This window comes from Geminicoccus sp. (assembly GCF_035556675.1).
Lineage (GTDB): Bacteria > Pseudomonadota > Alphaproteobacteria > Geminicoccales > Geminicoccaceae > Geminicoccus.
The window spans coordinates 1-13085 of record NZ_DATMFZ010000033.1; the positions used below are offsets into that span (position 1 = coordinate 1).

A 13085-nucleotide genomic window follows, 5' to 3' on the forward strand; every position below is an offset into this window, starting at 1 on the left:
CTCGCCCGTCAGCCAGGGCCGGCAGGCGCGGATCTCGCCGGTGTTGGGCTTCTGGTGGATGCGCCGCTTGCCGCGCGGCTCGAACTTGAAGTGCTTCACCGCATTGGTGACATAGACCTTCTGCCGGTCCAGCCCGGCCTCGCCCAACGCCCGGTCGAACAGCTGCCCGGCTGGGCCCACGAACGGCCGGCCCTTCAGGTCCTCGACGTCGCCCGGCTGCTCGCCCACGAACACCACGCTGGCGTGCTCCGGCCCCTCGCCGAACACGGTCTGGGTGGCCGGCGCCCAGAGCGGGCAGTTGCGGCAGCCGGCGGCTTGCGTGCGCAGTTCCTCCAGTCGGGTGACGGCCTGGGCTTCGGCCATGGCGCTCGCTCCCATGGATGGCATGGCGGCTCGCTGCGGCTGCGGGTTGGGCAGCGGCGGCATGGCTTCAACCATCTCGCGCGCGCGCCGTTCCGCACTCTCCACCAATGGCCGGATCAGCCGGGCCTCGGGCAGGTTCTTCCAGTATTTCTCCGGCATCTCCGAGCGCATCGCCTGCACCTTCAGCCGGGCCGGATTGAAGATCGCCGCATAGTAGCTGCGCCAGAGCTCCTCCAGCGCATCCTCGGATGGTGCCGCCGAGCGCGGCACGCCATCGGCGAAGCTGAGTTCCACCCCGTCCCAGTGCACCGAGCGTTCCGGCGTCAGGATCGACCAGCGCATCGAGGCGAAGCGCCGCTGGAAGAAGGGAGCCGCCGCCTCGACGATATGATGCTCCGGCTCGAACCAGGCGATGAACTGCTGCCCCCCGTCCCCGTCCTCAATCGCCCGGAAGCGGACGAAGGCGTGCATCTTGTGGATGTCGCGGCGCACGGCCTTGGCCATCCCGCCCACCCGTGCCACCAGCGGGTCGATCGCCACCGCCAGCACGTCGCGCTGGCGCAGCACCGCCTGGAGCAGCGCATAGAGCAGGGCGAACCGCTCCGGGTCCCGGTGGCAGATCGCCGTCTCCGCCAGCTGGAGAAAGCGGCGCGGCACGGAGAAGCCGGCCTCCGCACCCGGCAGCGGCGCCGGCTCGGGCTGGAACAGGCCCTCTTCCTCGCCTGCCACCCGCCACTCGATCGCCTCGCCGGGCGTGCCCGCCAGCGCAAACGCCCTGGCCCGGCGCCGCCAGCCCGCCAGGTCCACCGGCGAGGCCAGCTCCGCCAGATAGGTCACAGACCCAGTTCCAGCTGCCGCGCCGGCGGCCGCAGCCGCTCCACCAGCCGCTCGCCGTCCAGCAGCCTGGTGGCCGGCCGGTGATCCGGCAGCACCACGAACGGCAACACCTTGCCCACCGGCACCCGCAGCCGGGCGAGATCGTCGCTGCGCACCAGCCGGAAGCGGCGGGCGGAAAGGATCCGCTCGACCGACTTGGTGCCGAGCCCCGGCACGCGCAGCAGCTCCTCGCGGCTGGCCCGGTTCAGGTCGAGCGGGAACCGGTCCCGGTGCTGGAGCGCCCAGGCGAGCTTCGGGTCGATGTCGAGCGGCAGCATGCCCGAGGCGGGTGCTATCTCGTCCACCGTGAAGCCGTAGAAGCGCAGCAGCCAGTCGGCCTGGTAGAGCCGGTGCTCGCGGAGCAGCGGCGGTGCCGCCAGCGGCAGGCTGGCGCTGGCCTCGGGGATCGGGCTGAAGGCGGAATAATAGACGCGCTTGAGCCGGTACGAGCCGTACAGATTGGCCGACGTGTCCAGGATGGTCCGGTCCGACGCCCCGTCCGCGCCCACGATCATCTGGGTGCTCTGCCCGGCCGGCGCGAAGCGCGGGGCGCGCACGCTGCGCCGCTTCTCCTCCGTAGCTTCCTCCAGCCGCACCCTGAGATCGCCCATGGTGCGCCGGATCGCGCGCACGTCCTTCTCCGGGGCCAGCGTCTTCAGGCCCGTCTCGGTCGGCAGCTCGATATTGATCGAGAGCCGGTCGGCATGGAGCCCGGCCTCGGCCACCAGCTCCGGCGCCGCATCGGGAATGGTCTTGAGGTGGATATAGCCGCGAAACCCGTGCTCGACCCGCAGGGTGCGCGCCACCAGCACCAGCTGCTCCATCGTGTAGTCCGGGCTGCGGATGATGCCCGAGGACAGGAACAGGCCCTCGATATAGTTGCGCTTGTAGAAGTCGAGGGTCAGGTCCACGACCTCCTGCACCGTGAAGCGCGCCCGGCGCACGTTCGAGGACGACCGGTTGATGCAGTAGCGGCAGTCGAACATGCAGGCATTGGTGAGCAGGATCTTGAGCAGCGAGATGCAGCGCCCGTCCGGCGCGTAGGAATGGCAGATGCCTGCGCCCTCGGTGGAGCCGATGCCCCGGCCGTCGGCCGAATGCCGCTTCTCCGTGCCGCTCGACGCGCAGGACGCGTCGTATTTCGCGGCATCGGCCAGGATTTCCAGCTTGCTTTGGACGTCCATCCGCTCGACCTTCGCCGGCAACCGTTCAGGTTGCCGCTATGTTCCAGTCCGAGCCGCGCACCGGCAAGCGTGGCGGCCCTGGCCAGCGGACCGGCCGCCGCCTGGATCGATATACGCAGCTACGTTCCGACCAGATCACCGGCATGTCCAAGAGCACCCGCGCGACCCAGTTCCTCCAGCGGGCCAAGGTCGCGTTCGAGACCATCACCTACGACTACGACCCGGACGCCGACCGGGTCGGCCTGCAGGCGGCGGAGGCGATCGGCGTTCCCCCGCATCGCGTGCTGAAGACGCTGATGGCTGAGGTCGACAGCCGGCCGGTCTGCGTGATCGTGCCGTCCGACCGCGAGGTGAGCATGAAGAAGCTCGCCGCCGCGTTCGCCGGCAAGTCCGCCCAGATGATGCGCCCGGCCGATGCCGAGCGCCTGACCGGCTACCATGTCGGCGGGATCAGCCCGTTCGGCCAGAAGAAGCGCGTGCCCGTCGCGATCGAAGCCAGCGCCATGGACGAGGCGTACGTCTTCCTCAACGGCGGCCAGCGCGGCCTCCAGCTCCGCATGGCCCCGGCCGATGCCCAGGCAGCGCTGGACGCGAAGATCGCCTCCCTGATCGCCTGAGGAACCCTTCGCCGGCGACCGGCCTTTCCTCCGTCAGGATGCAGGGGAAGAGTGCGATGCCGCCCATGGCCGCCGGTCCGATCCACGCCTACCTGTCCGGCCACGGAAAAGATGGTGCCGGCCGCAGCCTGGACAGCGTTCTGGCCCTGCCCGACCGCCAGCTGGAACATATCCACGACTATATCCAGTGGCTGTTCCCGCTGCCGACCCGCAGCATGGCCCAGCCCCACTCCCCCGTGCTGACTGCCGAGGAGATCGCGGCGATCCGGGCGGATCCGGCAGCCCTCGCCAATCTCGCCCGCGCGACCGAGCGGATGCTGGCCTTCTACCGGCAGACCGACGACTGGCTGGTGCCGAGCGACCACAACCATCTGCGGATCAGCCGGATCCTGCAGAGCCTGACGATCCTGAGCGGGCCGGAGGCCGCCCGCCGCTTCTACACGGCGATCATCGCCCGGGTGGAGGCCAGCGGCGCCCGGATCGCGCCGGGCAACCGACGCTATTGGGACGCAGCGGTGCAGGCCGGGGGTGCTGGCGGAGGGAAGCCCCCGGGCGGAGGCACCACCTGAACCCGGACAGCCAGCCCCGGAGCCGCATCAGCCCATCATGAAGTCGAAGGCGAACTGGACCGGCTTCTCCTCCGGCAGCACCATCGCCAGCTCCATGCAGGTGGTCGTGGGCGAGACATGGAGGAAGCCCACGCCCTGGGCCTGCGCTGCGGCCCGCGCCAGCTTCAGCTTGGCCGCCGGCATGCGTTCGTCCGCCAGCGGTGCCGTGTCGATCACCATCATCATCGGATGCACGTCGCCGCCGCGATGGCGCAGCTCGTCGCGATGCGCCGCGAGCTTGCGGATGTCGCGGATGATCTCGCCGGCCCGGAGGCGGCCACCGGCCCGCTCGGACGCCTTCACCTCGATGGCGACCAGCATGTGCCTGAGCGTCGCCTGCCGGTTCCGCCGCCGCCAGTCGCCGCCGATCGCCGGCCGGAAGATCACGATGTCCGGGATGGGCTCGAAGCCGCCCCGGAACCCTGCCTCCTTGCGCGAATCCAGCGCCCGGAACAGCGGCGTCGCCGGCGCGTCGATCCACTGCTTGACGTTCATGCCGAGCTGGGTCGCGGGCAGGCCCGCCCGGCGCAGGCAGTGATAGGCCATGGCCTGGTAGTGCAGTTCGCCGCCGAGCGCGCTGCGGCATTCCTCCACGATCAGCGGCCAGGCCTCCGCGACCAGCCGCACCGCGTCGACCATGTTCCGGACCGGCGGCGCCCACATCTCCGGCATGGTCTCCACCGCCCGCTCCGGGGCCAGCCGGACCGGCTCCCCCACCCGAACCGCATGAAGCTGCGCCATCCGCCCTTCACCCTTTCCTGGACCCGCCTCGAGCCGACACACCGGCCGGATGCCATGTAGTCGAACAACGGCCCGTCGGCGCAAGCGGTACAGACTCAGAAGAGCATGATGGTGCACCATGAAACCCGGTGTACCGCCCTCAGCAGAGAACAGGGACAATTTTCGCCATTCTGACGGACTTGATCGAGTTCATGTCGAAACATGAACGCTGTCATCTCGCCGGCATTTCACCATGACGGCCGATGGCAGGTTGTGGCGCGTCGATGGGACCATCCGCCTGTTTCATGCTATTCTGCCTGCCCGACCCGCTTCATTGGCAGGATGCCGCCGTGCCGGACCCGAACATGCGATTTGCACGAACGAACCCGGGAGCAGGCCGCGCTGCAGCCGCCCGCGTTCTGGACGGCACATTTGCGAAACGAACCCGACGGGCAGCGGCACCGTGCCATTTGCACGAACGAACCCGAGCCTGTGGCTCTGACCACGTGAAACCTGTGGCCGCCTCCCCTATTCTTCCCACAGCAACCGGCCCGGGGATCGCATGACCTTCCGCTCCATCTACCGCCACGGCTTTGCCCGGATCGCGGCCTGCACCACGACCTGCAGCATCGCCGATCCCGCGAGCAACGCCCGGACCATCCTGGCGATGGCCAGGCGCTGCCATGAGCAGGCGGTGGCGGTGGCAGTGTTCCCGGAGCTCTCCCTGTCCGGCTACGCGATCGACGATCTCCTGCTTCAGGACCCGCTGCTGGATGCCGTCGACGACGCGCTCGCGGACCTCCTGGACGGCAGCCGCCACCTCTTGCCCCTCCTGCTGGTGGGCGCCCCCGTCCGCCACCGCAACCGCATCTACAACGCCGCGGTAGCAATCCATCGCGGCCGCCTGCTGGGCGTGGTGCCCAAGGTCCACCTGCCGAACTATCGCGAGTTCTACGAGCACCGCCACTTCGCGTCCGGCCAGGACACGGATGGCGAATCCATCATCCTGGGCGGCCAGACCGCGCCCTTCGGCACCGACCTCCTGTTCGCCGCCGACGACATCGAGGGCCTGATCGTCCATGTCGAGGTCTGCGAGGACGTCTGGGTACCGATCCCGCCCAGCAGCGACGCAGCACTGGCCGGTGCCACCGTGCTGGCCAACCTGTCCGCCTCCAACATCACCATCGCCAAGGCCGAGACCCGCAGGCTGCTGGCCCAGTCGCAGTCGGCGCGGTGCCTGGCCGCCTATGTCTACTCGGCCTCGGGTGCGGGCGAATCCACCACCGACCTCGCCTGGGACGGCCAGACCTCGATCTTCGAGAACGGCCGGGTATTGGCCGAGAGCGACCGCTTCCCGCCCGGCGACCAGCTGGTGACGGCCGATGTCGACCTCGACCTGCTCCGCCAGGAGCGCGCCCGCCAGGGCACGTTCGACGACAATCGCCGCCGCTTCCAGGCAGTGACCGACCGCTACCGGGTGGTCCCATTCGAGCTGGCGGCACCGCTGGCCGATGTCGGCCTGCGGCGGGTGGTCGAGCGCTTCCCGTTCGTGCCGGCCGATCCGGCCCGCCTCGCCCAGGACTGCTACGAGGGCTACAACATCCAGGTCGCCGGCCTGACCCAGCGCCTGCGCGCCACCAAGATCGACAAGGTGGTGATCGGCGTCTCGGGCGGGCTGGATTCGACCCATGCGCTGATCGTCGCCGCCAAGGCCATGGACGGGCTAGGCCTGCCGCGCACCAACATCCTGGCCTACACCATGCCGGGCTTCGCCACCTCGGACGAGACCAAGACCAACGCCATCCGCCTGATGAGCGCGCTCGAGGTCAGTTGGCAGGAGCTCGACATCCGCCCGACCGCCACGCAGATGCTGAAAGACCTGGGCCACCCGTTCGGGCGGGGCGAGCCGGTCTACGACGTCACCTTCGAGAACGTGCAGGCGGGCCTGCGCACCGACTACCTGTTCCGCCTGGCCAACCACCATGGCGGCCTGGTGATCGGCACGGGCGACCTGTCCGAGCTGGGCCTGGGCTGGTGCACCTATGGCGTGGGCGACCAGATGTCCCACTACAACGTCAATGCCGGGGTGCCGAAGACGCTGATCCAGCACCTGATCCGCTGGGTGATCTCGTCCGGCCAGTTCGGCGGCGACGTGCCGGCCACGCTCGAATCGATCCTCGCCACCGAGATCTCGCCGGAGCTGGTGCCGGTCGAGGCCGGCGAGAAGCCGCAGAGCACCGAGGCGAAGGTCGGCCCCTACGAGCTGCAGGACTTCAACCTGTTCTACACGCTGCGCTACGGCTTCCGCCCGTCCAAGATCGCCTTCCTGGCGCTGATGGCCTGGGAGGAGACCGGGCACGGCGCCTGGCCGCCCGGCTTCCCCGAGGACCGGCGGCGCGCCTACGACCTTCCGCACATCCGCAAGTGGCTGGAAGTGTTCATCCGCCGCTTCTTCGGCTTCAGCCAGTTCAAGCGCTCCGCCATGCCCAACGGCCCCAAGGTTGCGGCCGGCGGCTCGCTCTCCCCGCGCGGCGACTGGCGCGCTCCCTCGGACGGCAACGCCAAGGCCTGGCTGGAGGAGCTGGAGCGGAACGTGCCGGCCGCCTGAGCGTTGGGCTCCCGGACCGCCCGGGCAAGGATGACATGCAGGACGAGGATCAGCTTCAGTACGGCCCGCTCACCGCGAGCTGCGCGCATGTCTGCGTCGACATGCAGAGACTTTTCCACGAGGACACGGACTGGCACACGCCCTGGATGGAGCGGGTCCTGCCCAACGTGGTCCGGCTGGTCGAGGCCCATCCGGAGCGGACGGTCTTCACCCGGTTCGTCCCGGCCGCACGCCCCGGCGAGGGCCGCGGCACCTGGCGGCGCTACTACGAGCGCTGGTCGTCCATGACGGTCGAGCGGCTGGGCGAGGAGATGGTCGGGCTGATCCCGGACTTGGCCCGGTTCGTCCCGCCGGCCGAGGTGGTGGACAAGCATGTCTACGGCCCCTGGGACGAGACCGATCTCCATGCGCGGCTCCAGCGCCGCGGCATCGACACGCTGGTGATCAGCGGCGGCGAGACCGATGTCTGCGTGCTCGCCACCATCATGGGCGCCATCGACCGCGGCTACCGGGTGGTGGTCGGCCACGACGCCCTGTGCAGCTCCTCCGATGAGACCCACGACGCCTCGCTCAGCCTCTACCATCGCCGCTTCGGCACGCAGATCGAGGCCGTGCCGGTCCAGGTCATCCTGGACGGCTGGCGCTAGCTGGGCCGGCCCTTTCCTTTAGGCTGCCCGCTCGGCGGCCACGAACCGCACCAACTCGTCCATCGACCGGCCGGCCGCCTCGGCCGACACGCCCAGCCGCTCGGGCGGCAGGCCGGCGCGGTTCATCCAGAAGGTCCGGTAGCCGAACCAGGTGGCCGCGCATACGTCCCAGCCATTGGAGGACACGAACAGGATCCGGCTGGCGGGCAGGCCCAGCCTGTCCAGGCCCAGCTGGTAGATCTCCGGCGCGGTCTTGAACCGGCGCACCTGGTCCGCGGTCAGGACCAGGTCGAACAGGCCCTCGAAGCCGGCCGCTTCGATGGCCGGCTCCAGCATGCGCGGCGCGCCATTGGACAGGATCGCCAGCGGCAGCCCCAGCTGTTTCAGCCTGGTCAGCGCCTCCCGGTCGCCGGGATGGGCCGGCAGCCGCCGATACGCGCCCAGCAGCCGGTCGACCGCCTCCTGCCCGGCCGGCAGCCCCAGCCGGTCCAGCACATAGTCGAGTGCGTCCGCGGTCACCGACCAGAAATCGGCATAGCGACCGCACATGCTGCGAATGCGCGCATATTCGAGCTGCTTTTCCCGCCAGGCGGCCGCCAGCGCCACGCCATGTCCCGGGAACAGTTCCTCCGCGATCTGGGTGATCGCCAGGACGTCGAACAGGGTGCCGTAAGCATCGAAAATCACCGCACCCAGCGGCTGACCAGCCGGCTGCATCCGCGCCTCCCCCAAGCTGCGCTCGGCACCATGATCGGCCGTGATGGACCTTCGCTCAAGCATGGAGCCGGCCGCTGGCTCAGGTCAGGGCGAACAGGGCTGCCATGGTCACCGTGGCGGTGATCAGGCCGCCTGCGAGCAGCAGGAGCCCGTCGCGCGCCGTCATCCCCAGCGCCACCGTGGCGATCACCAGCCCGGCCGCCGAGTTCAGGAACGGGAGGATCTCCATGGGCGGCATGGTGAGCGCCACGACCATGCAGTGCAGTGCCGCGGCCTTCTGCCCCAGCGGGCCGGTCAGCCAGTGCAGCCGCGGGCGCACCAGCCGGTCGACGCGGCCGGCCCAGGACGAAAGGAAGCCGGTCACTCGGCGCAGCCTGCTGCTCCGCACGCAGCGCGCGGCGAGCTGGCGCGGCAGCCACACCCTCCTGCTGCCGGCCAGCATCTGCCATCCGACCAGCAGGACGACCGCCGCCATCATGCTGGGCACGGTCGGAATGCCGGACAAGGGCGAGACCACGACCAGACCCGGCACCAGGAGGAGCGGGCCGAACGACCGGTCGCCCAGCGCATCGCGGATGTCGCCCACCGAGACGCTCTCCTGCCGGGCGGCCGTCTCGTCGATACGAGCCAGCACGTCACTCAGGGATTCGAGCGGTGGCGGGCCTTCGCGACGCAGGCTCCGCCAGAACGGATGCTCCCGCAGGCGTACCCGCCAGGGGCGCGCGGCAGCCGGTGCCGCCATGGCCCCGTCGGCTGCAACCTCCAGCCGTCCCTCGACTGGCACCGGGCCGTCCGTCGGCAGGGCGATGATGCCCGCCTCCCGTGCCCCATGCACGTTCGAGTTGTGATGATGGGTGCGCCGGCAGGTCGCCACCCCTCGCCTCCGCCAGTCGTTCCCTTGCCTGACAAGGGAGCCGTCACGGGACGGCATGGTTCCGTCCAGGTGCCCGCCGCGCCGGCGCTCCCGCCCTAGCGCAGGGTCTGGTACAGCTCGACGGTGCGCTCTGCGATGGCGTCCCAGCTGAACTGCTCGACCGCGCGGCGCCGGCCGTTCGCGGCAAGGCGCGCCCGCAGTTCCGGATCCCGGGCCAGCCGGTTGATCGCCGCCGCGAGCCCTGCGGAGAACTCGGCCGGATCGGCCGGATCGAAGCTGCCGGCGCGGATCCGCGGGTCGACCAGCAGCCCGGTTTCCTCCGGCACGACCACCTCCGGGATACCGCCCACGGCCGAGGCGACGACCGGGGTCTCGCAGGCCATGGCCTCCAGGTTGATGATGCCGAACGGCTCGTAGACCGACGGGCAGCAGAAGATGGCGGCGTGGTTGTAGAACTGGATCACGTCGGCCCTGGGCAGCATCTCCCGCACCCAGACCACGCCCTTGCGCCTGGCGCTGACCTCGGCGACGCGCGCCTCCATCTCCTGGCCGATCTCGGGCGTGTCCGGGGCACCCGCGCACAGGACGATCTGCAGGTCCGGGTCGATCTGCGGGATCGCGTTGACGAGATGAATGATCCCCTTCTGCCGGGTGATCCGGCCGACGAACAGGAGGTAGGGCTTGTCCGGATCGACGCCATGACGGGCCAGGGCGTCCTTCGCCTCGGTCCGGCGGTACTCGTCCGGGTCGATGCCGTTGTGGATGACATGCACCCGTGCCGGCTGGACGTCGAACAGGCGGAGGATGTCCTCGCGGGTCTCCTTGGAGACCGCGATGATCGCATCGGCATGCTCCATCGCGGTGCGCTCCATCCAGGTGCTCAGATGGTAGGCGTTGCCGAGCTGCTCGACCTTCCAGGGCCGCAGGGGCTCGAGCGAATGGACGGTCAGGACGAAGGGCACGTCCCAGAGCCGGCTTGCGATCAGGCCGGCCATGTCGGTGTACCAGGTGTGGCAGTGCGCCACGTCGGCATCCAGCGTGTCCTTGGCCATGGCCAGCGAGCGGGCATAGGCGTCGACGGCGCTGCCAAAGCGTGGGTCGGTGCCCACCTTGGCTTCCGCCCAGGCCGGATAGCCGCGCACGACCGGATTGCCGCTCTCGCTCCGCTGGTTGCCGAAGCAGCGCACCTCCACGGCCAGGCGCTTCGCCATCGCCCGGGCAAGGTACTCCACATGCACGCCGGCACCGCCATAGACGTTGGGCGGGTACTCGTTGGTGAACAGCGCGACCTTCGCGACCTTCGACACGCTCGCTTCCTCCCGACCTGGATCGCCCGTCCGGCGACCGCCCTGCCCTGTCGCGGTCCGGCGGCCACCGGGGAACGCCTGGGACCATCGGCCGGATCCCCTGGCCTTCACGATCAACCGTGCCGGACTGTCGACGAAGTCCGGCACCAAGTCACGCGCTGCCCGGGAACAGGGGCCTGACCGCCTCCGGCAGGGCTTTCTTGCCCCCTCGTCCGGCACGGCGCATTGGCCGTGGCGGGTTATGCCGGCATGATCGCGGAAGGCCGGGCGTAGGGCGGTCCGCGACTTGAAGCAGGGGACGAGGATCGAGGATGAAGACCTACCGGGTCGCCGCCATTCCGGGCGACGGGATCGGCATCGAGGTGGTGGAGGCGGGGCTCCTTGTGCTGGAGGCACTGGCGGAACGCGACGGCGGCTTCGCCCTCGATATCGAGCGGTTCGACTGGGGCAGTGAGCGCTACCGGCGCAGCGGCGCGCTGATGCCGGCGGACGGGGTGGAACGGCTGCGCGGGTTCGACGCGATTCTGTTCGGTGCCGTGGGTGCTCCCGACCTGCCCGACCACCTGACGCTCTGGGGCCTGCGCCTGGCCATCTGCCAGCCGCTCGACCAGTTCGCCAACGTGCGCCCGACCCGGATCCTGCCCGGCATCACCAGCCCGCTGCGTGGGGTGAGCCCGGGCGATCTCGACTGGGTGATCGTGCGCGAGAACTCCGAGGGCGAATATGCCGGCCAGGGCGGCCGGTCGCATCGCGGCCTGCCGGAGGAGGTGGCGACCGAGGTGGCGATCTTCACCCGGGCGGGCGTCGAGCGGATCATGCGCTATGCCTTCCAGCTCGCGCAGTCGCGCCCGCGCAAGCTGCTCACCGTTGTCACCAAGTCCAACGCGCAGCGCTACGGCCTGGTGCTCTGGGACGAGATCGCGCAGGAGGTCGCGGCCGACTTCCCGGACGTGACCTGGGACAAGATGCTGGTCGACGCCATGACCGTGCGGATGACGCTGAAGCCGGGCTCGCTCGACACGATCGTCGCGACCAACCTCCACGCCGACATCCTCTCGGACCTGGCCGCCGCGCTGGCCGGCTCGATCGGCATCGCGCCCACGGCCAACATCAACCCCACCGGCCGCGCACCCTCGATGTTCGAGCCGATCCACGGCTCGGCCTTCGACATCACCGGCAAGGGCATCGCGAATCCGGTGGGCACGTTCTGGAGTGCCGCGATGATGCTCGACCATCTGGGCGAGCAGGGTGCCGCGGCGCTCCTGATGCAGGCGATCGAGCGGGTCACCGCCGACCCTGCCCTCCACACCCCCGATCTGGGTGGCACGGCCCGGACCGAGGACGTCACCCGGGCCGCGATCGAGGCGATCCGCGGCCGCAATGACTAACGATCGAAGAGAGCCCCAGATGAGCACCAACCGGATGAAGATCGCGGTGATCCCCGGCGACGGGATCGGCAAGGAGGTCGTGCCCGAGGGCCTGCGCGTACTGGAGGCCGTGGCCAGGCGGCACGGCCTGGGCTTTGAGTTCACCGAGCACGGCTTCGCCTCGGCCGACTACTACCACCAGCACGGTGCCATGATGCCCGAGGACTGGAAGGAGCGGCTCGACGGCTCGGATGCGATCTTCTTCGGTGCGGTCGGCTGGCCCGCCACCGTGCCCGACCATGTCTCGCTGTGGGGCTCGTTGATCCAGTTCCGGCGCGAGTACGACCAGTACGTGAGCCTGCGCCCGGCCCGCGCCATGCCGGGCGTGCCCTCGCCGCTGGCCGGCCGCAAGCCCGGCGACATCGACATGATGATCGTGCGCGAGAATACCGAGGGCGAATATTCCTCGATCGGCGGCCGGATGTTCCCCGGCACCGAGCGCGAGATCGTGGTCCAGGAGACGGTGATGAGCCGGCACGGGGTCGACCGCATCCTGCGCTACGCTTTCGACCTGGCGATGAAGCGCGGCCGGCACCTGACCTCGGCCACCAAGTCGAACGGCATCTCGATCACCATGCCCTACTGGGACGAGCGGGTGGCCGAGATGGCCAATTCCTATCCTGAGGTGAAGGTCGACAAGTACCATATCGACATCCTGACAGCACAATTCGTGCTGCACCCGGACTGGTTCGACGTGGTAGTGGCCTCCAACCTGTTCGGCGACATCCTGTCCGATCTGGGCCCCGCCTGTACCGGGACGATCGGCATCGCCCCGTCAGGCAACATCAATCCCGAGCGGCGCTTCCCCTCTTTGTTCGAGCCGGTGCACGGCTCGGCCCCGGACATCGCCGGACAGGGGATCGCTAATCCGGTGGGCCAGATCTGGGCGGGTGCGATGATGCTCGAGCATCTGGGCCACGCGGATGCCGCGGCCGCGATCGTGGCAGCGATCGAACGGGTGCTGGCCGAGCCGGCGCTGCGCACCCGCGACCTGGGCGGTAAGGCCGATACCCGCACCTGCGGCCAGGCCATCGCCGACGCGATCGCCTGAGGAAGACCGCCCATGAGGATCACCGACATCCGCGAGAAGACGGTCTCGATCGCCTCGCCCATCGCCAACGCCTATATCGACTTCTC

The 13085-nt window shown here is 69.6% G+C and carries 12 protein-coding genes; 6 read left to right on the forward strand and 6 right to left on the reverse strand.

Annotated elements, in window-relative coordinates; genetic code table 11:
• The coding region (locus VNS22_RS02450) for a UdgX family uracil-DNA binding protein (protein WP_325729256.1) at window positions 1-1200 on the reverse strand (1200 nt) is incomplete at its 3' end.
• Window positions 1197-2423 (reverse strand): putative DNA modification/repair radical SAM protein, encoded by a 1227-nt coding sequence (locus VNS22_RS02455; protein ID WP_325729258.1) that lies wholly within the window; start codon window positions 2421-2423, stop codon window positions 1197-1199. The genes VNS22_RS02455 and VNS22_RS02450, both read right to left, overlap by 4 nt.
• Before the next feature lie 143 nt (window positions 2424-2566).
• Between VNS22_RS02455 and ybaK the strand changes: the two genes are divergently transcribed.
• Window positions 2567-3040 carry a Cys-tRNA(Pro) deacylase gene (gene ybaK, locus VNS22_RS02460; RefSeq protein WP_349261688.1) on the forward strand — a complete coding sequence of 158 codons (474 nt, stop codon included), beginning with the start codon at window positions 2567-2569 and terminating at the stop codon, window positions 3038-3040.
• A gap of 56 nt (window positions 3041-3096) precedes the next feature.
• The gene (locus tag VNS22_RS02465) at window positions 3097-3609 is read left to right on the forward strand and encodes an opioid growth factor receptor-related protein (protein WP_325729261.1); all 513 of its coding nucleotides are present in this window, start codon (window positions 3097-3099) and stop codon (window positions 3607-3609) included.
• 27 nt (window positions 3610-3636) lie between these two features.
• On the opposite strand, the gene VNS22_RS02470 is transcribed toward VNS22_RS02465, so the two are convergent.
• Window positions 3637-4389 (reverse strand): hypothetical protein, encoded by a 753-nt coding sequence (locus VNS22_RS02470; protein WP_325729264.1) that lies wholly within the window; start codon window positions 4387-4389, stop codon window positions 3637-3639.
• 541 nt (window positions 4390-4930) lie between these two features.
• Between VNS22_RS02470 and VNS22_RS02475 the strand changes: the two genes are divergently transcribed.
• Both VNS22_RS02475 and VNS22_RS02480 read left to right on the forward strand, forming a co-directional pair.
• Complete coding sequence (locus tag VNS22_RS02475; RefSeq protein WP_325729266.1) at window positions 4931-6976, forward strand: NAD(+) synthase; 2046 nt, start codon at window positions 4931-4933, stop codon at window positions 6974-6976.
• Window positions 6977-7011: 35 nt separating this feature from the next.
• Window positions 7012-7623, forward strand: a complete 612-nt coding sequence (locus tag VNS22_RS02480) for a cysteine hydrolase (RefSeq protein WP_325729267.1) — start codon at window positions 7012-7014, stop codon at window positions 7621-7623.
• Between the two features lie 18 nt (window positions 7624-7641).
• On the opposite strand, the gene VNS22_RS02485 is transcribed toward VNS22_RS02480, so the two are convergent.
• The 3 genes from VNS22_RS02485 to glgA all read right to left on the reverse strand — a co-directional run bounded on the left by VNS22_RS02485 (window position 7642) and on the right by glgA (window position 10521).
• Complete coding sequence (locus tag VNS22_RS02485; RefSeq protein ID WP_325729268.1) at window positions 7642-8340, reverse strand: haloacid dehalogenase type II; 699 nt, start codon at window positions 8338-8340, stop codon at window positions 7642-7644.
• Window positions 8341-8419: 79 nt separating this feature from the next.
• Complete coding sequence (locus VNS22_RS02490; protein WP_325729269.1) at window positions 8420-9214, reverse strand: exopolysaccharide biosynthesis protein; 795 nt, start codon at window positions 9212-9214, stop codon at window positions 8420-8422.
• Between the two features lie 95 nt (window positions 9215-9309).
• Window positions 9310-10521, reverse strand: coding sequence for a glycogen synthase (gene glgA / locus VNS22_RS02495; protein WP_325729271.1), 1212 nt, complete (start codon window positions 10519-10521; stop codon window positions 9310-9312).
• Window positions 10522-10832: 311 nt separating this feature from the next.
• Between glgA and VNS22_RS02500 the strand changes: the two genes are divergently transcribed.
• Complete coding sequence (locus VNS22_RS02500) at window positions 10833-11909, forward strand: tartrate dehydrogenase (RefSeq protein ID WP_325729273.1); 1077 nt, start codon at window positions 10833-10835, stop codon at window positions 11907-11909.
• Window positions 11910-11928: 19 nt separating this feature from the next.
• Window positions 11929-12999, forward strand: a complete 1071-nt coding sequence (locus VNS22_RS02505) for a tartrate dehydrogenase (protein ID WP_325729275.1) — start codon at window positions 11929-11931, stop codon at window positions 12997-12999.
• The last annotated feature ends 86 nt before the right edge of the window (window positions 13000-13085 follow it).